22 protein-coding genes are annotated in these 20,454 nt (G+C 60.5%); 11 read left to right on the forward strand and 11 right to left on the reverse strand.

Annotated elements, in window-relative coordinates; translation table 11 throughout:
• Window positions 1-24: 24 nt before the first annotated feature.
• Genes BW43_RS13555 through BW43_RS13545 form a run of 3 tightly spaced genes read right to left on the reverse strand, consistent with a single transcriptional unit; the run spans window position 25 to window position 883 of the window.
• The gene (locus BW43_RS13555) at window positions 25-423 is read right to left on the reverse strand and encodes a response regulator (protein ID WP_032887125.1); all 399 of its coding nucleotides are present in this window, start codon (window positions 421-423) and stop codon (window positions 25-27) included.
• Window positions 424-476: 53 nt separating this feature from the next.
• Window positions 477-665 carry a hypothetical protein gene (locus BW43_RS13550; RefSeq protein ID WP_032887127.1) on the reverse strand — a complete coding sequence of 63 codons (189 nt, stop codon included), beginning with the start codon at window positions 663-665 and terminating at the stop codon, window positions 477-479.
• A 26-nt stretch (window positions 666-691) separates the two neighbouring features.
• Window positions 692-883 (reverse strand): Flp family type IVb pilin, encoded by a 192-nt coding sequence (locus tag BW43_RS13545; protein WP_032887128.1) that lies wholly within the window; start codon window positions 881-883, stop codon window positions 692-694.
• A 315-nt stretch (window positions 884-1,198) separates the two neighbouring features.
• Here BW43_RS13545 and cpaB point away from each other — a divergent pair, with 315 nt between their 5' ends.
• Genes cpaB through BW43_RS13505 form a run of 8 tightly spaced genes read left to right on the forward strand, consistent with a single transcriptional unit; the run spans window position 1,199 to window position 8,638 of the window.
• Complete coding sequence (cpaB, locus tag BW43_RS13540) at window positions 1,199-2,146, forward strand: Flp pilus assembly protein CpaB (RefSeq protein WP_032887129.1); 948 nt, start codon at window positions 1,199-1,201, stop codon at window positions 2,144-2,146.
• Between the two features lie 17 nt (window positions 2,147-2,163).
• On the forward strand, window positions 2,164-3,381 hold the full coding sequence (locus BW43_RS13535) for a type II and III secretion system protein family protein (RefSeq protein WP_032887130.1): 1,218 nt from the start codon (window positions 2,164-2,166) through the stop codon (window positions 3,379-3,381).
• Window positions 3,378-4,568 (forward strand): pilus assembly protein, encoded by a 1,191-nt coding sequence (locus BW43_RS13530; RefSeq protein WP_032887131.1) that lies wholly within the window; start codon window positions 3,378-3,380, stop codon window positions 4,566-4,568. The genes BW43_RS13535 and BW43_RS13530 overlap by 4 nt, the downstream gene beginning before the upstream one ends.
• Window positions 4,565-5,836: a CpaF family protein gene (locus BW43_RS13525; protein ID WP_032887132.1), complete on the forward strand. Its 1,272-nt coding sequence runs from the start codon at window positions 4,565-4,567 to the stop codon at window positions 5,834-5,836. The genes BW43_RS13530 and BW43_RS13525 overlap by 4 nt, the downstream gene beginning before the upstream one ends.
• 10 nt (window positions 5,837-5,846) lie before the next feature.
• Window positions 5,847-6,731, forward strand: coding sequence for a type II secretion system F family protein (locus BW43_RS13520; RefSeq protein WP_032887133.1), 885 nt, complete (start codon window positions 5,847-5,849; stop codon window positions 6,729-6,731).
• Between the two features lies 1 nt (window position 6,732).
• Window positions 6,733-7,617 carry a type II secretion system F family protein gene (locus BW43_RS13515; protein ID WP_032887134.1) on the forward strand — a complete coding sequence of 295 codons (885 nt, stop codon included), beginning with the start codon at window positions 6,733-6,735 and terminating at the stop codon, window positions 7,615-7,617.
• Window positions 7,618-7,628: 11 nt separating this feature from the next.
• Window positions 7,629-8,369 (forward strand): lipopolysaccharide assembly protein LapB, encoded by a 741-nt coding sequence (locus BW43_RS13510; RefSeq protein ID WP_032887135.1) that lies wholly within the window; start codon window positions 7,629-7,631, stop codon window positions 8,367-8,369.
• Window positions 8,366-8,638 (forward strand): DUF3613 domain-containing protein, encoded by a 273-nt coding sequence (locus BW43_RS13505; protein WP_032887136.1) that lies wholly within the window; start codon window positions 8,366-8,368, stop codon window positions 8,636-8,638. Before BW43_RS13510 ends, BW43_RS13505 begins: the two co-directional genes overlap by 4 nt.
• On the opposite strand, the gene BW43_RS13500 is transcribed toward BW43_RS13505, so the two are convergent.
• Window positions 8,635-9,423: a response regulator transcription factor gene (locus BW43_RS13500; RefSeq protein WP_032887159.1), complete on the reverse strand. Its 789-nt coding sequence runs from the start codon at window positions 9,421-9,423 to the stop codon at window positions 8,635-8,637. The two genes, BW43_RS13505 and BW43_RS13500, sit on opposite strands and share 4 nt — an antisense overlap.
• A gap of 116 nt (window positions 9,424-9,539) precedes the next feature.
• Entirely contained in the window at window positions 9,540-10,025 is a 486-nt protein-coding gene (locus BW43_RS13495; RefSeq protein ID WP_177326438.1) for a prepilin peptidase, read from the reverse strand.
• Window positions 10,026-10,097: 72 nt separating this feature from the next.
• On the opposite strand from BW43_RS13495, the gene BW43_RS13490 reads away from it, so the two are divergent.
• On the forward strand, window positions 10,098-10,538 hold the full coding sequence (locus BW43_RS13490) for a TadE/TadG family type IV pilus assembly protein (RefSeq protein ID WP_032887137.1): 441 nt from the start codon (window positions 10,098-10,100) through the stop codon (window positions 10,536-10,538).
• The gene (locus BW43_RS13485) at window positions 10,535-13,276 is read left to right on the forward strand and encodes an ATP-binding protein (protein WP_032887138.1); all 2,742 of its coding nucleotides are present in this window, start codon (window positions 10,535-10,537) and stop codon (window positions 13,274-13,276) included. The genes BW43_RS13490 and BW43_RS13485 overlap by 4 nt, the downstream gene beginning before the upstream one ends.
• On the opposite strand, the gene BW43_RS13480 is transcribed toward BW43_RS13485, so the two are convergent.
• From BW43_RS13480 to pbpC, 6 genes are all read right to left on the reverse strand, one after another.
• Window positions 13,273-15,282, reverse strand: a complete 2,010-nt coding sequence (locus tag BW43_RS13480; RefSeq protein WP_032887140.1) for a pilus assembly protein TadG-related protein — start codon at window positions 15,280-15,282, stop codon at window positions 13,273-13,275. The genes BW43_RS13485 and BW43_RS13480 overlap by 4 nt on opposite strands.
• A gap of 98 nt (window positions 15,283-15,380) precedes the next feature.
• Window positions 15,381-15,938, reverse strand: coding sequence for a DUF4136 domain-containing protein (locus tag BW43_RS13475; protein ID WP_032887141.1), 558 nt, complete (start codon window positions 15,936-15,938; stop codon window positions 15,381-15,383).
• 44 nt (window positions 15,939-15,982) lie between these two features.
• Window positions 15,983-16,585, reverse strand: a complete 603-nt coding sequence (locus BW43_RS13470) for a DUF4136 domain-containing protein (RefSeq protein ID WP_032887142.1) — start codon at window positions 16,583-16,585, stop codon at window positions 15,983-15,985.
• 24 nt (window positions 16,586-16,609) lie between these two features.
• Window positions 16,610-17,359 (reverse strand): methyltransferase domain-containing protein, encoded by a 750-nt coding sequence (locus tag BW43_RS13465; protein WP_032887143.1) that lies wholly within the window; start codon window positions 17,357-17,359, stop codon window positions 16,610-16,612.
• A complete protein-coding gene (locus tag BW43_RS13460) occupies window positions 17,352-17,660 on the reverse strand; it encodes a MazG-like family protein (protein ID WP_003188211.1) in 309 nt (102 codons plus the stop codon). Before BW43_RS13460 ends, BW43_RS13465 begins: the two co-directional genes overlap by 8 nt.
• Window positions 17,661-17,713: 53 nt before the next feature.
• Window positions 17,714-20,044, reverse strand: coding sequence for a peptidoglycan glycosyltransferase PbpC (pbpC, locus tag BW43_RS13455; RefSeq protein WP_050442835.1), 2,331 nt, complete (start codon window positions 20,042-20,044; stop codon window positions 17,714-17,716).
• 89 nt (window positions 20,045-20,133) lie between these two features.
• Here pbpC and BW43_RS13450 point away from each other — a divergent pair, with 89 nt between their 5' ends.
• Entirely contained in the window at window positions 20,134-20,427 is a 294-nt protein-coding gene (locus BW43_RS13450; protein WP_032887145.1) for a hypothetical protein, read from the forward strand.
• The last annotated feature ends 27 nt before the right edge of the window (window positions 20,428-20,454 follow it).

Below are 20,454 nucleotides of genomic sequence, written 5' to 3' on the forward strand. Positions count from 1 at the left end.
ACTGCGCAGCAGTCCCCAAAAGCCCTACCGTTTGCTGAGAGGAAACAAGCTGTCCAACGTATCAATCAACCGCACCAGGTAAATCGGCTTGCGAAACAGATCCAGGACCTGCAGGCGCAGCATGTCGCTGACGTCATCCATTTCGGCATGACCGGACATCACAATCACCGGCAGGTGCGAGCGTGAGGTGTGTTCGCGCAGGCGCTTGATCAAGGAGATACCGCTTTCCTCGGGCATGCGCAGGTCGGTGATGACCAACGCGATATCGGGGTGAAGTGTCAACTCTTGCAGGGCGAAGGTGACGGATGTTGCCGTAAAGCACACGAACCCCTCGTTTCCGAGGGATTCGGCGAGCTCGATCAGCGCGTCCTCTTCGTCGTCCACTAACAGGATTTGTTGCCGGGGGGACGACATGGGGCTCATGTAAGGATCCTGATACTAAACGTGCACTCAGGGTAGTCGTATCGCGTCATTGATCAAGTGGACAAGATACTGGCTTCGACCAACTTGAACAGCGCAGTGACTCTGTCGCTGATGGGCGTCATGAAGATACCGATCACAGCTGCACACATGGCAGCCACAATGGCGTACTCAATACCGGAAGCGCCATCCCTGGCGCAGACCATCAGTTGAAGCTTTAAGAACACCTTGCCAATTGCTGACATGCGACTCTCCAACAAGGGTTAAAAGCTCAAGTGCCGATACCGGTCTGAATCGATGTAAAAATGGCTTTCACTTTAGTGCTGATGGGCGTCATGAACAGCCCGATCACCGCTGCACACATCGCCGCGACAATTGCATATTCGATACCGGAGGCCCCCTCTCTTCCGTAAGACAAAATCTGGATTTTGATAAACACCTTGCGAATGACGTCAAGGAACATTTGACTTCTCCTTTGCGCTCCGGGCGCTGATGTAGCTGGGCTACAGCATGATCTCGCTGTGCCATTAGAGCATTGTCGGCAAATCCACTCCCAACAACTGTAATAAGCGACTAATCACAAAGTAGTAGCCAAATCGATGACGCCTGAAGAACCTTATTTCCCACTAATGAAGAGAAATTTTCCAAGGAGTAATGGCATTTCGTCCTAGCTGAACTACCTTCAAATAGCGAAATAGTTAGACCTTGATAGTGAACTGATTGCGCAGTGCTGGATGGACCAGACAGCAGGTTCTGCAGTGGGAAAGGGAGAGCCTTTATGAGCAGTCGCATCAGTATGATTCTGGCCGGGTTGCTCTTGTTGGGAGCGCTGATTGCCGGTTATTGGGGCCTCGTGTTGAGCCGTCCGGAACCGGCGGCCGCCGTGGTTGCTCAGCCCGTTGCGCCCCCCTCTTCAGTGGCCCCCGTCGAAGACCCGACACGTCAATCCGTGGTGGTTCTGGCCCACGACGTGCCGCCCTTCGTCGCCCTCACCGCCGCCGACCTGACCCTGGAAAAACTGCGCACTGCACCGGCTGGCAGCCTCACCACGCTGGAGCAAGCCATCGGACGCACGCCTTGGCGCAGCCTGGAAGCAGGAACCTGGCTGACCGAACAAAGCTTCGAGGCTGGCGGAAGCCTCGCCCGGATGATCCGCTCTGACGAACGCGCGCTGGCCGTTGCCGTGGATGAAGTAACCGGCGCCGCTGGGCAATTGAACCCGGGTGATTATGTTGACGTGATGCTGTACCTGCGCCAGGAAAACGGTAACCCGCAACCCTCGGCGCAAACCGTAGTCCCCGCACTTCGCCTGCTTGGAGTGGGTGACCAACTCGGGCTGACCAATGACGGTAAACCCGGCTCCCCTGTAGCAACAACGGCCGAAGACAAAGCCAAGCAACAACAGAGCCGTGCCAGTGCGCGCACCGTGTTGCTGGCCGTTCCAGAACAACTGATGAGTCGGTTGGTGCTTGCCACGCAAGCCGGTGCAATGCGCCTGGCCCTACGCAGCGCTGACGAACAACGCTTGAGCCAGTACTGGTCGGGCACCAATGAATCAGCGGCAAACCTCGACAACGCCAAGCGCGACCTCTACCAGTTCAATCAGTTGGCCTTTACTGCACCACCCACCAGCAACTTCAGCCCATCGGCCACCACCAGCGCTCCACGTCGCTCGGGTGTCGAGGTGATACGCGGCAACCAGGTTACTCAACAAACGCCCAGATAGCGCTAAGGATGCCTTGAATGAGCAGTCGTTCCCTGAGGTTTTTTTCACGAGCGTTCTGGGCCCTCGTCACCCTGACGCTGCCCATCGCGATCGCACAGGCAGCACCGGGCAACTGCGCGAGCCTGGGCAAGCTTCCTGCGACGCTCGAAGTCGGTGAAGGCATGCAACAAGCTATGCAATCCCCGGTTGCCATTACCCGCCTGGCGGTCGGCGACCCCAAAATCGCCGACGTTCAAGTCAACGGCAACCAGGCGTTCCTGCTGACTGGCATCTCCCAAGGCGCCACCAGCCTTATGATCTGGACCGCGTGCTCTAACACCCCACGCCAGAGCATGGTGTTCGTCAAAGGCAAAGCCACTTCAGCGTTGACCAGCTTGTCGCTGTCCCCCTCGGACGACCCGTTGCTGCCGAGCCAGGTACAGACCGATATCCGCTTCGTCGAAGTCAGTCGCACCAAGCTCAAGGAGGCGAGCACCTCGATCCTGGGGATTGGCAAAAACTTCCTGATCGGCAGCCCCAACCTCGCGGTGCCCAGCGCAAACACCTTGGCCCTGCCGGTGAGCGCCTCCAACTTCAATATCGGCTTCGGCGGCGGGCGCGTGTCGGCGATGATCAATGCCTTGGAAAGCAGCGGTTTTGCCTACACCTTGGCGCGACCCAGCCTGGTCGCCCTGAGCGGGCAAAGCGCAACGTTCCTGGCCGGGGGCGAAGTGCCTGTGCCGGTGCCCAGCGCCGGCAGCGACACCATCTCCATCGAGTACAAGGAGTTTGGTATTCGGTTGACCCTGACCCCCACCGTGGTCGATCGAAACCGCATCACCCTCAAGGTCGCACCGGAGGTCAGCGAACTGGACTACAGCAACGCCGTGCAGATCCAGGGCATTCAGGTACCCGCACTCACTGTGCGTCGCACCGACACCAGCGTGTCCCTGGCCGATGGCGAAAGCTTCGTCATCAGTGGCCTGATCAGTACCAACAACCGTTCCACCATCAACAAATTTCCCGGCCTGGGCGACATCCCGATCCTGGGTGCGTTCTTCCGCGATTCCAACATCAGCCGCGAGGAAAAAGAGTTGCTGATGATCGTCACACCCCACCTCGTACAACCCCTGGCGGCCGATGCGCAGTTGCCGTCGCTGCCCGGCGAAAAGCTGCGCAGCTACGACCCTAATTGGTACCGCCTGTTTTTCCTTGAAAATGGCAACTTCGACCGTCGCACGGGGCTGTCCCAATGAGCGAAAGCCTGAGCCAAACGTTTCTGGCAATAACGCGTAACAGCACCGATCTGGAGTGGCTTCAGGGCGCGCTTGCACCGTTGGGCCAAGTGGTCAGTGCCGGCGGCGGCAGTCTGGACGAACTGCTGGCACTGGTCGACGTGACCTTCGCCAACCTGGTCTTCATCGGCCTGGACCGTGAAAACGTCACCACGCAATGTGCCCTGATTGAAGGGGCACTGGAGGCCAAACCCATGTTGGCCATCGTCGCGCTGGGCGACGGCATGGACAATCAACTCGTGCTCAATGCCATGCGGGCCGGCGCCCGCGACTTTGTCGCCTATGGCTCGCGTTCCAGTGAAGTGGCCGGCCTGGTTCGACGCCTGAGCAAGCGCCTGCCGACGGTCAGCCACACCACTCACCTGGGTGGCCTGACGGTGCTCTATGGCACCCAATGCGGTACCGACGGCGCATTACTGGCCACCCACCTGGCGCAAGTGGTGCAAAAAAGCGGGCAGCAAACCCTGGTACTGGATTTGGGACTGCCTCGGGGCGACAGCCTGGCGCTGTTGGGCCTGGAAAGCTCGTTTCACTTCGGTGATGCCCTGCGCCACTTACGACGCCTGGATGCCACCTTGATCAACAGCGCCTTTACCTCGGCCGAGGCTGGTCTGCGCATTCTGGCCTACACCGACGGCGACGAATCGCTGGAGCAAACCAGCGCTGCCGAGCTGTACATGCTGCTCAGCGCCCTGCGCCAACACTTCCAGCACATTGTCGTAAACCTTACCGGCCAGCCGGACAGCGAAGCGCTGCGCACCTTCGTCAGCCATTGCGACAAGTTGCTGTGGTGCACCGATCAAAGCGTGCTCGACTGCCGACGCAACCTGGCGGTGCTCAATCGATGGCGTGAAAAAGGCATGAAACTGGAGCACGGCCGTCTGCTGGTCGACCGCTATATCAAAGGCGCCGCACCGGAGGCCGAAGCGCTGGGCAAGACCTTCGGCCTGGAAGTGATTGCCGTGCTGCCCCTGAGCGCGGAAATCCGCCTGAATGCCAAAAATCAGGGCCAGACCTTATTTGCGTTATCGCCCCGCGAGCCGCTCACCCAAGGCCTGCGCACCCTTGGCGAGCGCCTGGCCAAACGCTCCGAAGGCCTTGAGAAACCACCGGCCAACTGGCTTACCCGTCTCTGGAGTACGAAATGAGCAGCGATAAACTGTTCGGTTCGCCCTTACGCGGCACCGTCGACAACACCGATCACGACGGCCTCAAACTGGTCCTGCACCGCTACATCATCGATGCCATAGAGGAGTCGGGGAAAAACCTGTTGGAAGGCACGCGCCAATCTTTGGCGCAATTTGTGATGGATAAAGTCGCCGAGTACATCACCCGCATGCACCTGGCGATCTCCCGCTATGAAATGGAGCGCCTGGCAGAAGAAATCGTCGACGAACTCACCGGTTTCGGGCCGCTTGAGGTGCTGCTGCGCGATACATCCGTTACTGAAATCCTGGTCAACGGCCCCCACCGAGTGTTCGTCGAACGCGACGGCCTGCTGCACCAAAGCGACCTGCGTTTTATCGACGACCACCATGTGGAGCGGGTCATGCAACGCATCCTCGCACCCTTGGGGCGACGACTGGATGAGTCGTCACCCATGGTCGATGCGCGGTTGCCGGACGGGAGTCGGGTCAATGCGATCATTCCTCCGATTGCCCTGGACGGGCCCTGCCTGTCGATCCGAAAGTTTCGCAAGGACATGCTCAAAAGCAGCGACCTGATGGCCATGCAGACCATCGATCAACTGATTTTCGAGTTCTTCCAAGAGGCCGTGGGCAAGCGCTGCAACATCTTGATCAGCGGCGGTACCGGCACCGGTAAAACCACGCTGCTGAACATTCTGAGCCAACTGATCAACCCCCATGAGCGGCTCGTCACCATCGAAGATGTGGCCGAACTGCAACTGGGCCACCCCCACGTAGTACGCCTGGAAACCCGCCCGCCGAATGCCGAAGGGCACGGCGAAGTGAAGGCCAGCGACCTGATTCGCAACGCCCTGCGGATGCGCCCGGACCGCATCATTCTGGGGGAGATTCGTGGCGTGGAAGTGCTCGATGTACTCACGGCGATGAACACCGGCCACGACGGGTCGATGAGCACCGTGCACGCCAACAACGCACAGGATGCGCTGCTGCGCCTGGAGACGCTGGTTGGACTCACCGGCCGCGTGGTCGCGGAGAAAACCCTGCGCCAGATGATCTGCGCGGCACTGGATGTGGTGATCCAACTGACGCGTTTGCCCGACGGTCGCCGTTGCGTCAGTGAAGTGGTGGAAGTCGTGGGCGTGCGTGATGACGTGTACGTCACCAACACGCTGTTCCGGCATGACAAGCGCACCGGCTTCGGTTTCCTGCGCGAAGCCATCAACCCCGCCGGCGACAAACTGCGCCGCGAAATCCCGCTGCCGTTGTAGGAGCCGCCTGATGATCGGTCCGATCCTGCTCGCATTGATCTCTCTGGGCATGCTGTTGCTGGCGACGCACATGATGCGCAGTGGCTTGCGCCAGGCACAGGCCGAGCGTGTGATGGAGCGACTGGGCCAGGGCCAACCTAAGGCAGTGAATGACAAGGCCGTCGTGACCAGCCTTGAACGTATGTTCATTCGTGCCGGTCTGGGCAAGCCCACCGAACGCCTGGGGCTATGGCTCATGCTTTGGGGCTTTGGCGTGGCGCTCGGTTTCCTGGCTGCCGAATGGCTGGGCTTGCTGACGATGGTCGTACTGCCGCCCCTGATCCTGCGGTTCTACCTGGCCCTGCGCTATCAACGCCGTTTGCGCCGGATGATTGAGCAGTTGCCTCAGTTGCTCGATCACGCCGTACGCAGCCTCAAATCCGGCCGCACGCTGGCGGACGCCGTGCTGGGTGGCATTGAAGCCAGTGATGACCCGCTGAAGAAGTCCATGGGACGCATCAAGCGCAATGTCATCCTCGGGGTCAGCCTGCCGGATGCGGTGCACGACTTTGCCGAGTTTTACGAACAGGATGAGCTGCGCCTCTTTGCCCTGGGGTTGAAGGTCAATCATCGCTATGGCGGCAACGCCAGCGAGTTGCTGGAAAATCTGATCAAAATGATCCGCGAACGGGACCAGGGCGCTCGCCAACTCAGGGCGATGACGGGGGAGACTCGCGTGACCGCCGTGGTGCTGGCATTGCTGCCGATCAGCGTGGCCGGTTACTTCCTGGTGACCAACCCAACGTATCTGGTGGGTATGTGGGCCGATGACAGCGGCAGGTGGATGTTAATTGGTGCCTTCGCCATGCAGGTGTTCGGTTGCATCGCCCTGTGGCGCATGCTGAGGAGCGTCTGACATGGCCATGTTGATCAGCGCAGTATTGTTTTTCGCAGCGACGTTACTGCTGGTCGGTAACGTCCTGGCTCACCGTCGTCAACAGCGCGTGGTCACCTCTCGGCTGCAGGGCGAGACCGAACGTGAAGACAAGATAGGCCGATGGTTGCGCACGCTGGGCAACACCCGGATTGGCCAACGCACCATCAGCCTCGACAACGAAACCCAAACCCTGCTCAACCGTATTGGCTGGCGCAAGGCCGGGCAGCGCTCGATGTTCGCCGCCTGCCAAGTGGGCGCGCCACTGGTACTGCTGGGCCTGACGCTGCTGATACAAAGCGTGTTTTTCCCTGATGCGGACCCCGTTTGGCTAGCGCCCTTCCTCGGGCTGGCCACCGGTTACCTGCTGCCCAAGCGCGTGCTCGCGTCGCTGGCCAAACGGCGCCAGGAGCAGATCACCCAGGAAATCTCGACCTTCATTCCGCTGCTGCGCATCCTGTTTGAATCCGGCATGGCCGTTGAGCAAACCTTGCGCGTGATGTCCCAAGAAGCGCAAAAGCTGCTGCCGGTACTCACTTCGGAATTGCGCATTGTGCTGGCCAGGGTGGACTCGGGCCTGGAGCTTGGCGAAGAGTTGAACAAAACCAGCCTGATGCTGAGCGTCGATGAGTTCAGCGACACCTGCACGATTCTGCAACAGCTGCTGCATCAGGGCGGCGGCGCCATGAAGTCGCTGCAGGCACTCAAGCAACTGCTGGACGACCGGCGCCTGACGCGCATGCAGGAATACATTTCCAAGATGTCAGCCAAGATGTCCGTGGTCATGATGGTCTTTCTGTTTCCGGCGTTACTGATCGTACTGGCCGGTCCCGGCTTTATCGCCATCTCGAAGGCCATGGGGCCTTGAAAGGACAACCGATGAAAACACTGATTGCCGCGTGCAGTTTGTTGCTCATGAGCGGCTGCGCGAACCTGGGCCAGACGCCTTGGTCCGGGTTCGCCGCTAACGGCAGTTGCTCCAAGCCCAGCGCCGACCAGGAGCTTTCGCTGAACCTCGCCGACGACATGGCCAACGACGGCAAGCTGCACGCCAGCCTGGCCAATTTGCAAAATCTGCCGGACTCCTTGCCTCAAGTACGCCTGCGCAAAGCAAAGGTCTACCGGCTGTTAGGGCGCAACGACGCAGAGCCGTTGTACAAAACCCTGCTGGGTACATGCTTGTCGGCTGAAGGCGAACATGGACTCGGGCAACTCGCCGTCGCCAAGGGCGACAACGGTAAAGCACTGGCCCATTTGCAACGGGCCGCCCAGCTCTCGCCTACAGATGAAAAAATCCGCAATGACTTGGGGGTGGTCTACCTCAACCAACTGCGTATGGACGATGCACGTTTCGAGTTCCTCACCGCCATGGAGCTCAACCAGAGCAATCAGTTGGCCGCCATTAACCTGGTGACCCTGCTGATCTACCAGGACAACTGGGGGCAGGCCGCGCAAGTGGTCAGTCGCATGGGGTTGAGCCCCGTTCAAGTCAGCCAGGCCCAGGCCCGGGCGCAGCAACTCAAGCGTTCGCCTGCGTCGCCCGCCAAGGATCAAATAGCGGCTGTCAGAGATGCCTTGCAGGCGCCTATCAAGTCAGTCAATCAGGGAGAATCCAGATGAAACTCGCATTGCTCGCCAACCTGCTGCTGGCAACGCTGCCCCTGACCGCCATGGCCATTGAGCCCGGCCCGTCTTCGCCTCAACAGAAACAGACCGAAGGCTGGCTACAGCTGCAGGTCAGCGGCCAACTGGCGTCGTCCAAGCCGCAGAAGGCGACCCCCGCTGAACGCGAGGGCGCCATGCTGCGCCTGATAGAGAGCTACAAGCACCCTATTCCTGAGTACTACGATCAGAAACAAGGCGGTACCTCGCCGAGCGGTAGCAACTAGTGGGCGGTCACCCGCTGGCGTATCGCCGAATTGCTCGGTGACAGCGCCAGCGCCAACTGCGTGCGGTTATGCATGTGGGTGAGGCGCAACACCTGGGAAACGTAGAGCTTCACCGTGTTTTCAGTGATGCCCAGCTCACAGGCAATCTGGTAGTTGGTCTGCCCCTTGCCCACCAGCCGTGCAACGTCCAATTGACGCGGTGACAACTGTTTGAAAATAACCGGCATCTCAACATCAAGTGCTTCACCCTCCCCCTGCGCCTCAGTGGCGCTGATGGAGGATTGAGGGTTGCTACGCACCTTGTCGAGATCGTGATAAAGGTCATCGATGGACGCCGACAGGTATTGCAGCTTCTGGTTCAGGTGCCCCAGCTCAAGGCTTTTATGCCGTTCCTGCAGCACTGCCTCCTGACGTTGCAACCCTTCCAGCAACTCGGGGAGATTGATCGGTTTTTGATAATAGTCCGCGATTCCTGCGCGCAGGGCCTTGATGACATCTTGTTTGTCGGCGCGCCCCGTCAGCATGATGGATTCAAAGGCACGCTGTTTACCGGCCAAACGCTGCAACGCCTGCACCAACTCGATACCGTCCATTTCCGGCATATGCAGGTCGCACAGCACCAGGCCGATGTCAGCGTCTTCGCTGAAACGTTTTACAGCCTGGAGGCTGGAATGGCATGGGATGCAGCGATAGCCGCTGCTTTCGAGGTATTCGCACAGCTCTTCCACGATCAAAGGTTGATCATCGACAACGAGCACTTTCACTAGAGAGGTAAGCTTGTTCACGCGCGACTCCATGCCTGGGCAAGCCAAAGACCAACCGTTCCATTCCAACCGCTTATTTTCCGTACAACTCACCCTTAAACGTAGACGTACTTTCTTACTATGTACATAGCACTAGGCTACGTCACGACTAATGGGATCCAAGCCCAAGCGAGTACAAATCCGACGAACAAAAAGGGCGCAAATGGCTGTTTGTTTGACGCCTGCGGCTCAAGGTGACAAAGAGCGTTTCTAACTCCTTGATTCATCAGCGGCCACATCCTGGGCGCCACCAACAACCATGCAACGCTCGCCAGCCCTGCGCCGACAAACGTGCCGAGCAAGTACTGGCTGTTGGTCGCCAACGCCAACGCCGCCAATAACTTCACATCCGCCGCGCCCAGCCGACCTAAGGCATAACCGGGCAAGGTAAACAGCAGCGCCAGGGTAAACGCCCATCCGCCCTCGGCAGCGGATGCCCCTAGCCAGGTGGACCCGCTCCAGAGCAAATAAACCAATGCCAGCAGCAACCCACCCCACGTCAGGCGGTTGGCGATCTGGCGTTGACGGATATCTTGCACGGCGCATAACGCCAGCCAAACAAACAGCAACAGGCTATGAATCACGTAAAAAAAATCCCTTTTCGCTGAATGATTCTATGCTGATATCAGGTAGTGGTTGTCAGGGTAGACGCAGTCATGAAAAAGGGCCTCCCTAGAAAACAGAAAGGTGCCGCCGCGCTTGAGTTCGCGATGGTATTCATGATTTTTTTTGCCGTGTTTTATGGTTTGGTCAGTTACAGCCTGCCGTTACTGCTGCTGCAATCGTTCAACCAGGCAACGGCAGAAGGTGTAAGACGCGGCGTGGCGCTTGACCCTACGACGCCTGGCTACACCGATGCGCTGAAAACCCGCGCGATCAGTGCCGCCCAGGCGCAATTGCAGTGGCTGCCGCCGGCCTTCAAATTCGTACCGGCCTATGTCACAGCAGACTATTCGGGCACCGGGATGCTGACCGTACGAATCAATTACCCCTCCGACAACCTCAAGAGCGTTCTGCCCTTCCTGGTCCTGCCGGGCTTCGGCACTGTGCCCAACTTGCCTACGACACTCTCGGCCCAAGCGAGCCTGCAGTTTTGAACTCGGGGGAAAGGTTTTTCGATCGACTCCTGGGCCGCCCTCCGGGTATCTCTGCTTCGCCAGCACACGCCCCCGCGAACGCCGGCCTGCACATTTATCTGGATAATCAGGGTCGCGTGCTGCAAACCGACGGCGCGCTGCGCCATCGCTTGGCGAAAACAACCGACCCGCAACAACCGATGCCACTGCTGGACTATGTAGATGCCCACAGCGCCGTGGTGATCGAGGGCTGCCCCGGCGACTGGCAAGGACAAACCCTGGACCTGGATTTCAAGGCGCATGCGGGGCGCGTCCTGCAAACCCGAGGCTGGATTCAACCTCAAGGTGATGGCTGGGTATTACAACTGCTCGACATCGGCGACTTGATTGCCCACCGCAATCAAGCTGAAACCCGCGAACAGAATCAGTACCTGAGTGCCCAGATCAGTGAGCGACTGTGGGTTTGCAGCCTGGCGCGCCTGCCCGAGGAACTCCAAGACAACCTGCAAAGCATTGCGCAATGCTTGCAGATTCCCTGTGTCGCCATTGCCCTGCTCGATAGCCAGGAGCAGGGTTGGTTGATCCACAGCCACTATCGCGCACACGATGCACCTGCCCTGTGGCACGACGGACAGCCCCTGGGAACCGCGCTGGACAGCCTCGACGGCAAGACCCCCTTGAACCTGAGCCTGAACCATGGCCACAGCGAGCACCCGCGCTTGCAGGGCATTTTCAACAATGCCGCAGGCTTCCTTGTGCCCTACCGTGACGACCATGGCGTTGCCGCCTGGCTGCTTTGCGGGTTTTATCGCGGCGAAGAAAAGGCCAGTGACCGTGACTGGCTCCAATTGACCGCCGCCATCGCCGCCCCATTACTCAGCCGCCTTCGCGAGCAGCGTCATCAGCAGCAACTTGACCGGCTGGAAGCGTTGCAGGGGTTACTGGGCACCGGTTGGTGGGAACTCCAACCAGACACTGAAGAGATCCAGCTGGCACCGCAGTTGTTACAGCACCTGAGCCCCAACCACAGCACCCCGCGCATGGCCCTGACAGACTGGCTGATGCTGATCCACCCCGCTGACCGCCAGGAGCTCGCCAGTCGCCTGCAAGACTTGCAGACAGCGAGCAAACCGGTGTCCACCAGCGTACGTCTGCATCGTATGGACGCCGCACAAAACCCCCTTTGGTACCGCGTTCAAGGCCAAGCGTTAGGGGTGGGAAGCACACGGCGGCTGATCGGCTTCATGCTGGATATCAGCGATATAAAAAACCAGCAGCATCAAGCCGCCGCCGCTCACGCAAGGCTGGACAACCTGATCGCCAGCTCACCGGCAATCATCTACGTACAACGGTATGTCGAAGGCACCCTGCAGCCGCTGTTTTTCAGCGACAGCCTGCTGCCTCTACTCGGCCGCACCCTCGAAGAATGCACGCCGGCCAGTCTTATCGAATGGATTCATCCCGATGACCGTGACCTCTACTTCGAGCGCACTCGCCAACTGCTTCGCGAAGGCAACGTGCGCAGCCGCTACCGCGTTCGCGATAAACACGGCGTAGACCATTGGTTGCTCGACGAAGCCAAGCTGCTGCGCGATGAACTGGGTCTACCGGTAGAGGCCGTCGGGCTATGGCTGGACGTCACCGAAGCGACCCTGGCCGCCGAACAGATCAAAAAGAGCGAAGAGCGCTATCGCATCCTGGTGGAAGACTCCCCGGCCATGATCTGCCGCTACCGACCAGACCTGACCCTGACCTTCGGCAACACACCGCTGGCCAACTATCTGGAATGTTTGCCCACGCAGCTGCCGGGGATGAACCTGGGGCATTGGTTGTCGGTAGAGCAGCGCCAAGCCTTTGAGCAGCGCATCAACCAACTGACTCCGGAGTTCCCGGTCAGCACCGCCGAAATCAGCTTGGAACTGCCTGGCCGCGAGCATGCCTGGTGGGTCTGGTCGGACCGCGGGGTGTTTGATGAGCGCGGCGCGCTGGTGGAAGTGCAAGCCGTAGGCCGGGATAACACGGAAGTGCGCCGCTCCCAACAACAGCTGACCCAAAGCGCCAAGATGGCCACCCTCGGCGAAATGGCCACGGGCCTGGCGCATGAAATCAACCAACCGCTGAACGTGATGCGCATGGCCATCGTCAACGTGCTCAAGCGCCTGAGTAGCGGCAACGCAGACGTCGATTACCTCACCGAAAAACTTCAGCGCATCGACGCCCAAGTGCTGCGCGCGGCGCGGGTGGTGGACCATATGCGGGTGTTTGGGCGCCGCTCGGAAATCGAGCAGCAGCCCTTCGACCCGGCACAGGCGGTGGAGGGCACGCTGTCGATGCTCAGCGAAGGCTTGAAGGGCAAAGGCATGGACCTGCGCGTCACCCCGGTGGACTTCACCGTGCAGGTCAAAGGCTACGTCGACCAGTTGGAACAAGTACTGATCAACCTGATGGTCAACGCCCGTGATGCACTGCTGAGCAATCGCGAACAGAACCCGGCACTGCGCCCTTGGATCGCACTGCATTGCGAGCACGACAGCCGCCACGTGCGGATCTGGGTCGAGGACAACGGCGGCGGTATTGACCCTCGCCTGCTGGAACGGATTTTCGAACCGTTCTTCACCACCAAGCCGATTGGCGTGGGCACGGGGCTGGGGTTGTCGGTGAGCTACGGAATTGTGGAAAACATGGGCGGCCGGCTGAGCGTCGTCAATGGCGCAGAAGGCGCCAGGTTTTGTGTGGAGTTACCGATCGTGGAGGCTTAAAGCACCAATGCCGCTTGTCCGTGAGGTCTGCAACTGAGGTTGGCGCCGACTTCAACTTTGTTGAGGTTGATGCCCAAGGTGGACAGCAAGCCGTTTACCAGCGGGTCGACAATTGGGCTAAGGACAGTGCCGATGACGTTGCCCAGCGTGCTATTCAAATCGTTAAGCAGCGTTGCACTGGTCGCCAATAACCCGCCCAGCAGATTGAACCCCGTGGGCTTGTAAACCTCGAATTTCAGCCCTGTTTGCAAAGCCTGTCCGAGGGACGTCACCAGGCTAGCAGTCGATAGCGAATGATAGAGCGGTGGCTGCTTGATCTCTGGTGGCTGGTTGTAGGTGTAAGCGCCACCCGCCGAAGTCACTGAGCCCACGCTGGGGTCGATAAGCATCCCACCCCCCCCGCCATAAAACGCTTTGCGATTAGGGTAATCGCAGACGGTGGGCCCGAGCCCGAGCAGCGGCTTGAGGCACGTCACCGCGCCGATATCGATCACCGGCAGCGGTGGCACGGCCGCCAGCGGCGGGCTGGCTCCCAGTGAATCGATCAGGGTAGGGCTCTGGCCGACTTTGATGCTCACCACCGACGCATTGGTTTGGGTGGTCAGCGTTTTGGTCGCGTCACTCGCGCAGGTAAACCCTGTGACATAGCTTTCAGCAATGCCCAGCTCAAGAATCACATCCACACTGGGAACCGGCGGGTTAGTGGCGGAAGACAGCAGCCTCAAGTCTGTGGTCTGACAAGGAACGCCTCCCACGGCACACAGCAGCGAACTGACAGTCCCGGCCAGGTTCAGGCTGAGCAAATTGTTCAGCACGTCCGTAAGCGGAGCGACCAAGCCGTTCACAACCAGATTCACCGCAGGGATGTTGAGTACCGGCAGCGTCACTGTCAGCCCCAGGCTTACCTGCGCCGTGCGCACATAAATCCGCGTACTCGCATCGGTTTTATTCTTGGCATAGGTGGGGTCACCGATCGCGGACAGTATGGGCGGCTCAATGACCTTGAGCTTGAGATTCGCCGTCACACCGGGAATGGTCACAGGCACCGCAGCCACCACCCCGTTCTTCTTGTTGGCCAATTGCACAAAAGCCTCAGCCAGCTGGAACGCGTTCAACGTGGTGTTAAGCCCGGCGGACACAGCCCCTGTCTGCAATTGCAACAGGCTGCCCAGCGTCACGTCGAGATTGCCCACCAATGCATTGATCTTCGTAAGCCCTGAGGCGGCCACCGTCGCGGTACCCGACCCGGCTTGAAGCACGGTTACCGCCGCATCGATCAGTTGACCGAGCTTGAGGTTCTTGGCCAGCAACTCGTCGTAATTGCCCGCCTGGACGCCCACGTTCAGTGCCAACTGGTTCAGGTAACTCAACAGGTTGAGATTGGTGTCCACCAACCCCTGCCAACCGGCCACATCGAGCGACAGGTTACCGCCCAACAACTTGCCGAACAGCAGGTTCAGCGCGGCGGAATCGGTGGAGTTGACCGTCACCAACGTGGACTTGATCGTCAATTGCGCCTGGGGCGGCAAAATCTTCGGCGCGGCCACGGCCTTGGCCGTCAACAGGGTGGTCAGGCTGTAGGCGCCGCCATTGAACATCGACCAGATACCACCGGCGACACTGGTCAACACCGGGCGCGAGGCGATCACTTGAATCGCATCGCGCTTGGTGGCATCTGCGGAAAACACCCGTAGATTCGAAGCCGCCGTGGTCAACGAACCACAGCGCACGTCCAGTGCATTGGCGGGGGGAATGATGTAGCCGTTGCGCACCGCACTGGCGCCGGCATAGGTGGTGGCGGTGTTGTTGTTCGCGGCCAGGCAATCGCCATTGCGCTGGACCGCTTCCAGCGCGGCCATGTCGGCAATGCCTTGCAACTTGCGCTTTTCGAGATAGAGCCGCCCGCTGTCGACCACCAGCAGTAAGAAGACCAACGCCAAACCGAGCGTCAAGGCCGCCATCAAGCCGATCGCACCACGCTGCCTGCAACGAAGTCCGGGAGACATCGAGCACTCCTTAGCGCTTACTCTCCGTAGGTGCTGTGGAGTGTAGACAAGGCTTGGAATGTGCGCTGGCCAAGCGCCACAAATCGCGGCGGCTGAAGTCAGTGCGGCGGATAGCTGGAGAGGATGTGCGTCACCGTCGTGCGGATCGCGTTGTTGCGGTCCTGTGGGTTGGGCGTGCTGCCCATCATCTGCTCATCACTGCCGCGCCATACCAGTTTGCCGTCCTTGCCATCGAGCAGGTCGATCTGGATGGTCGCCACTTTGTAGGTGATGTTGCGCGTTTCGTTGTACATCGGCCCACCCCAGTAGCCGTTCCACGGGCCGCCCCAGCCGCCGCCGTAATTGGTGGTGACTTGTTGCTGGCGGTCTTCGACGATCAGGTAGGCCTGAACGATCAGGTCAGCCTTGGTGCCCGCTGCGGCTGGGCGCAGGCCCCGTTGGTCGAGTTGCTCGCCTACCGCCTGGCGGATGCGTTGTTCGGTGAGGTCACTCTTGATCCGTGGATCATCTGGGCGGTATTGCAGGGCCGGATCTTTCCAGGCCCAGTTGCGGTAGGCGCCGAAGTCTCGGCTGGCGTCAAAATCGTGGTTGACCTGGTTGGTCTGGCAACCGCCCAGCAGCACGACAAAAGCGAGCATAGCGATGCGACGAAACATGGTTTTCTCCAAAGAGCGAACTGCGCTTGAAATGAGAATAGCGGTTAACTGGGCGGGTAAGCGGTCATGGCCTTTTGCACGGCCTGGCGCAAAGCGTCAGCACGTTCGCTGAGGCTGCCCTGGCTGGCAGTTTCGGCACTGGTGCTCCACACGGGCTGACCGCTGCGGGCATCAAACAGGTTGACCCGCACCACCGCAACCGTCACCTCGTAGGTGCGCACGATCGGCGCCGAGTTGTACATGCCATAGCCATTGCCGTAGCGGTTATAGCCGCCGTAACCGTAGCCATAATCGTCCTGGACTTGCTTGAGACGCTTCTCAAGGCGCACATCTGCGCTGACCAGCAGGTCGGGCGCCCGGTTGTCGTGCAAAGGGCGCAGGCCACGCTGGTCGAGGGCGCCGCTGACGGCTTCGGCAATCTGCGCCGAATCGGCCCATGCCGAGCCCGCCGGCAGTTGGCCGTTGCGCCAGGCCCAATTACGGTAGGCCCCGTAGTCGCGTACCGGCGCAGGGTACGCACTGGCATCGAACGTAGTGGCTGCCTGGGCCGGCGCCGGTGGCATGGGCGCAGAAGCCGCCACATAAGGGTTAGGGCTGGAGCACGCGCCCAGCCCAAGGGATAACAAAATCAAACAGAGACGACGCATTTCGACCTCCGCAGGCTGGGCCGCTTAAACCGGACGGCAGATCCAGTGCAAATAACGCCCAAGTCCGGCAAAGCTTGGGTGACGACGGTGAGCGAGTTCCATCTCTACAAGGTCCTGTAAATCCGCGCGGGCCTGGAATTCCACCGGCATATAGTCGTGAAAAACCCGCACGCCACTTTGGCTTTCGACCTGCCAAAGCCCGTCGAGTTGCGCCGCTAATTCGCGGGGGTCGAGGGGCTGTTGCGGGGTCAGGCTCTGCTTTTCGCCGGCCATGTCGTTCTTGCGCATTTTGCGGAAGTGGCCTTTGAGCAGGTTGCGATAAATCAGCGCATCACGGTTGTAAAACGCCAGGGACAGCCAGCCACCGGGCACGGTCAGCTGGTGCAGCACCGGCAGGATCGCATGGGGTTCGGCCAGCCATTCCAGCACCGCGTGACACAGCACCAGATCGTAAGGTTCGGTGAGCTGGCCAAGCAGGTCTTGCCAGGGCGCCTGGATAAAGGTCGCCGTTTGCCCGGCCTCGGCGAAGCGTTGGCGCGCACCCTCAAGCATCGGCTCGGCGGGTTCGGCCAGGGTCACCAGGTGGCCGCGCTCGGCCAGCCACAGCGACATATGCCCCAGGCCTGCACCGATATCCAGCACGCGCAACGGGCGTTCCGGCAGGGCTTCGGCCAGGTCGGCCTGAAGCACCGCCAGGCGGATTGCGCCTTTGGCACCGCCGTAGATTTTCTCGGCAAAGCGTGTAGCCAACTGGTCGAAATGACGATCACTCATGGGCAAACCGCCGTTCGCTGTCAGCCAGTTTGGCGCGCACCACCTCATTCATGTCCAGGCCCAGCTCACTGCACAACAGCAGCAGGTACAGCACGATATCGCCGACTTCCTGGCCGGCGTGGGCGAGTTTGTCAGCGGGTAACTGGCGAGATTGGTCTTCGGTCAGCCATTGGAAGATTTCCACCAGCTCGGCCATTTCCACGCTGGCAGCCATGGCCAGGTTTTTAGGGCTGTGGAACTGCTTCCAGTCGTTGGTATCGCGGATGCGGTGAAGACGTTCGGTGAGGTGTTCGAGGTTCATGGGAGGGGCTCCTGAAGGTGTGTAGCTTCCGGCGGAAATTCAGAGAAGGCAAGTTAATCCACCACGCTGAACTCAATCCTGGCCGTCTGCCCCGCCTCATCGAGCACGCTTAATTGATAGCGGCCCAGTCGCTCGAAACTGGCATTGATAAAGTCCTGATTGGCGCTGTCGCCCAACGGCGCGCCATTAAGGAACCACCACCGTCGACCACTGCCGCCCAAGGCGGAGATTTTAAGACGCAGGGCTTGTTGGCTGGCGGCGGGCAGGCGCAATTGGTCGCCTTCACGCACGCCGACGATGGACAACGGTGAAGACGCGGCCAGCGCCGGCGGCGGGCAATCCGCGTCGGCGGCTGGGATGCGTGCTTCACGGCGTTCGGCCCTTGGCAGCCAAGGTTCCAGCGGTGCTGGCCAAAGGGCGATAGGCTTGGCGACTGCGCCGGGGCAATGAGCATCGACCCGCAAGCCCTTGGCATTGACCCAGACGCTTTCCATCAACCCCACACTCAGCGGTTGATCCAACGCCTGCAAGGTCGGCGGCGTGGTGTTGTCCAGGGTCCAGGCGAAGCGTTGGCGGCGGCAATTGGGATCGCTGCGGCTCATGGGCTGGCCCAGCGGCCAACAGATCGCCGCCACGCCGACGTTGGCCGGCACCGGTTTGACTGGCGCGCTGATGCCGCGCTGGCTGTCGCGATTGGTCAACACGTCGTGCACCTGCAACATCAGTGGCGCCGCTGACGCCAAGCCGAACTGGCCCGGCACGGGCGTGCCGTCCGGTCGGCCGATCCACACGCCAATCAGGTAACGCGGCCCCACGCCAATCGCCCAGGCATCGCGAAAGCCGTAGCTGGTGCCGGTTTTCCAGGCGAGCACCGGGCGCTGCACCAACTCGGCACGCGGGTCGCGATCCGGCCGCGCTTGCCCACTGAGGATGCGCCGCACAATCCAGGCAGAGCCCGGCGACAGCATTGGCCGCTCTCTCAGCGCGTCGTCCGGCTGCAGTCGGATAGAGGCGCTCTTGCCGTCCCGGGCGAAGGCGCTGTAACCGCCCACCAGATCTTCCAGACGGCTGCCCGCGCCGCCCAGGATCAGCGCCAGGTTCGGCTCGGCCAGCGCGGGCAATGCCAAGGGCACACCGCCGATGCGCATCTCGGCGGCAAACCGCTTGGGCCCGTACGCTTCCAGCAACTGCACCGCCGGCAGGTTAAGGGAGCTGGACAACGCAGTACTCGCCGGCACCGCGCCGGTAAACCCCATGGAGAAGTTGCCTGGCCGATAATCGCCATACCGCCGGGGCACGTCCTGCAACAGCGATTCGGAGTGAATCAACCCATCATCCAGGGCCATGCCATACAGAAAGGGTTTCAACGTCGAGCCCGGCGAGCGCAGCGCGCTGATCATGTCCACATGGCCAAAGCGCTTGGCGTCGTTGATATCCACCGAGCCCAGGTACGCCCGCACCGCCATGGTTTCCTCTTCCACCACCAGGATCGCCGCCGAAGTGTGCTCCGGCAGCCGCGCGCGCCAGCCCAGCAACAGATCTTCGAGGCGGCGTTGCAGGGTGGCGTCAACGGTCGTGCGGATCAGCGGCGGGCTGTCGGGGCGGTTCAGGCGGCGAGCGAGCAAGGGCGCCAGGCTCGGTTCCAGACGCGGGGCAAGTAGCAGCGGTTCTTCAAGGGCTTCGTCGACCGCCGATTGCGGCCATACCTGGAACTCGGCGAGGCGGCGCAAGACCTTGTCCCGAGCCTCCTGGGCGCGCTGCGGATGCCGATCTGGACGCAGGCGGCTCGGCGCCTGTGGCAGTACCGCGAGCAAGGCCGCTTCGGCATGGGTCAATTGCGCAGGGGATTTGCCCAGGTACGCCCAACTGGCCGCCGCCACGCCCTGCAACGTGCCGCCAAAAGGCGCGCGGTTCAGGTAGAGGTTAAGGATCTCTTCCTTGGACAGGTGCCACTCCAACTGCGCCGTGCGCCACAGCTGACGCAACTTGCCATGGAACGTGCGCGAATGCGGGTCGAGCAAACGGGCGACCTGCATCGACAAGGTGCTGCCGCCCGACACTACCCGCGCGCCGGTCAGGTTCTGCCACGTCGCGCGCACCAACGCCAACGGGTTTACGCCAGGGTGTTGGTAGAACCAGCGGTCTTCGTAGGTGAGCAAGGCATCCAGGTAATACGGCGAGACTTCACCGGTTTGCACGGGGTAGCGCCACACCCCATTGGCATCGGCAAACCGCCACAAGGGTGTGCCATCCTCGGCCAGCACCACCCGCGCCAAGTCGTCCTTGGGCAGGGGCAGCGGCCAGATGCGGTCGGCCAGCCACAGCAGGGCAATCACCAACAGAAGGGTCGCCAGGGTCCAGCGGGCAACTAAACGCAAATTCAAACGGGCAAACCTCTATGCTGGTAGGGAACTAGCCTGTTGCATTAACAACCAAAGGCACAGACACGCCCACCTCTTATCAGGACATGCACATGCAGGTAGAAAGCTTTTTCGAATGGTTGGGCCAGGCGCTCGGTTCCATCATCCGTTTTATCGTCGACGGCCTCAGCGGATTATTCGGGGCCCTGACTCATGCCGGGGGCAACTTTGTCGAAGGCCTGTCCCGAACCTTGGGCATGGATACGTCGATTATCAGCATCATCACGCTGATCGTCGGCCTGATGCTGCTGTACTCGGCAGTACGCGCGTTTATGCGGGCGTCGATCATCATGGGGATTATCTGGCTGCTGCTGGGCCTTTGGCTGCTTAGTTGGGTCGTGCACTAAGCCAGGACGGTCAGTAATCGCCTGTGG

The organism is Pseudomonas sp. RIT357, assembly GCF_000632245.1.
Taxonomy (GTDB): domain Bacteria; phylum Pseudomonadota; class Gammaproteobacteria; order Pseudomonadales; family Pseudomonadaceae; genus Aquipseudomonas; species Aquipseudomonas sivasensis.

Excerpts from the sequence above, each read along its gene's own strand:
- BW43_RS13460 (WP_003188211.1), bottom strand. The coding sequence starts at position 17,660 with ATGAACCTCGAACACCTCACCGAACGTCTTCACCGCATCCGCGATACC.
- BW43_RS13510 (WP_032887135.1), top strand. The coding sequence starts at position 7,629 with ATGAAAACACTGATTGCCGCGTGCAGTTTGTTGCTCATGAGCGGCTGC.
- BW43_RS13515 (WP_032887134.1), top strand. The coding sequence starts at position 6,733 with ATGGCCATGTTGATCAGCGCAGTATTGTTTTTCGCAGCGACGTTACTG.
- BW43_RS13530 (WP_032887131.1), top strand. The coding sequence starts at position 3,378 with ATGAGCGAAAGCCTGAGCCAAACGTTTCTGGCAATAACGCGTAACAGC.
- BW43_RS13520 (WP_032887133.1), top strand. The coding sequence starts at position 5,847 with ATGATCGGTCCGATCCTGCTCGCATTGATCTCTCTGGGCATGCTGTTG.
- BW43_RS13535 (WP_032887130.1), top strand. The coding sequence starts at position 2,164 with ATGAGCAGTCGTTCCCTGAGGTTTTTTTCACGAGCGTTCTGGGCCCTC.
- BW43_RS13545 (WP_032887128.1), bottom strand. The coding sequence starts at position 883 with ATGTTCCTTGACGTCATTCGCAAGGTGTTTATCAAAATCCAGATTTTG.
- cpaB (WP_032887129.1), top strand. The coding sequence starts at position 1,199 with ATGAGCAGTCGCATCAGTATGATTCTGGCCGGGTTGCTCTTGTTGGGA.
- BW43_RS13480 (WP_032887140.1), bottom strand. The coding sequence starts at position 15,282 with ATGTCTCCCGGACTTCGTTGCAGGCAGCGTGGTGCGATCGGCTTGATG.
- BW43_RS13555 (WP_032887125.1), bottom strand. The coding sequence starts at position 423 with ATGAGCCCCATGTCGTCCCCCCGGCAACAAATCCTGTTAGTGGACGAC.
- BW43_RS13470 (WP_032887142.1), bottom strand. The coding sequence starts at position 16,585 with ATGCGTCGTCTCTGTTTGATTTTGTTATCCCTTGGGCTGGGCGCGTGC.
- BW43_RS13450 (WP_032887145.1), top strand. The coding sequence starts at position 20,134 with ATGCAGGTAGAAAGCTTTTTCGAATGGTTGGGCCAGGCGCTCGGTTCC.
- BW43_RS13475 (WP_032887141.1), bottom strand. The coding sequence starts at position 15,938 with ATGTTTCGTCGCATCGCTATGCTCGCTTTTGTCGTGCTGCTGGGCGGT.
- BW43_RS13505 (WP_032887136.1), top strand. The coding sequence starts at position 8,366 with ATGAAACTCGCATTGCTCGCCAACCTGCTGCTGGCAACGCTGCCCCTG.
- BW43_RS13465 (WP_032887143.1), bottom strand. The coding sequence starts at position 17,359 with ATGAGTGATCGTCATTTCGACCAGTTGGCTACACGCTTTGCCGAGAAA.
- BW43_RS13525 (WP_032887132.1), top strand. The coding sequence starts at position 4,565 with ATGAGCAGCGATAAACTGTTCGGTTCGCCCTTACGCGGCACCGTCGAC.
- BW43_RS13550 (WP_032887127.1), bottom strand. The coding sequence starts at position 665 with ATGTCAGCAATTGGCAAGGTGTTCTTAAAGCTTCAACTGATGGTCTGC.
- BW43_RS13490 (WP_032887137.1), top strand. The coding sequence starts at position 10,098 with ATGAAAAAGGGCCTCCCTAGAAAACAGAAAGGTGCCGCCGCGCTTGAG.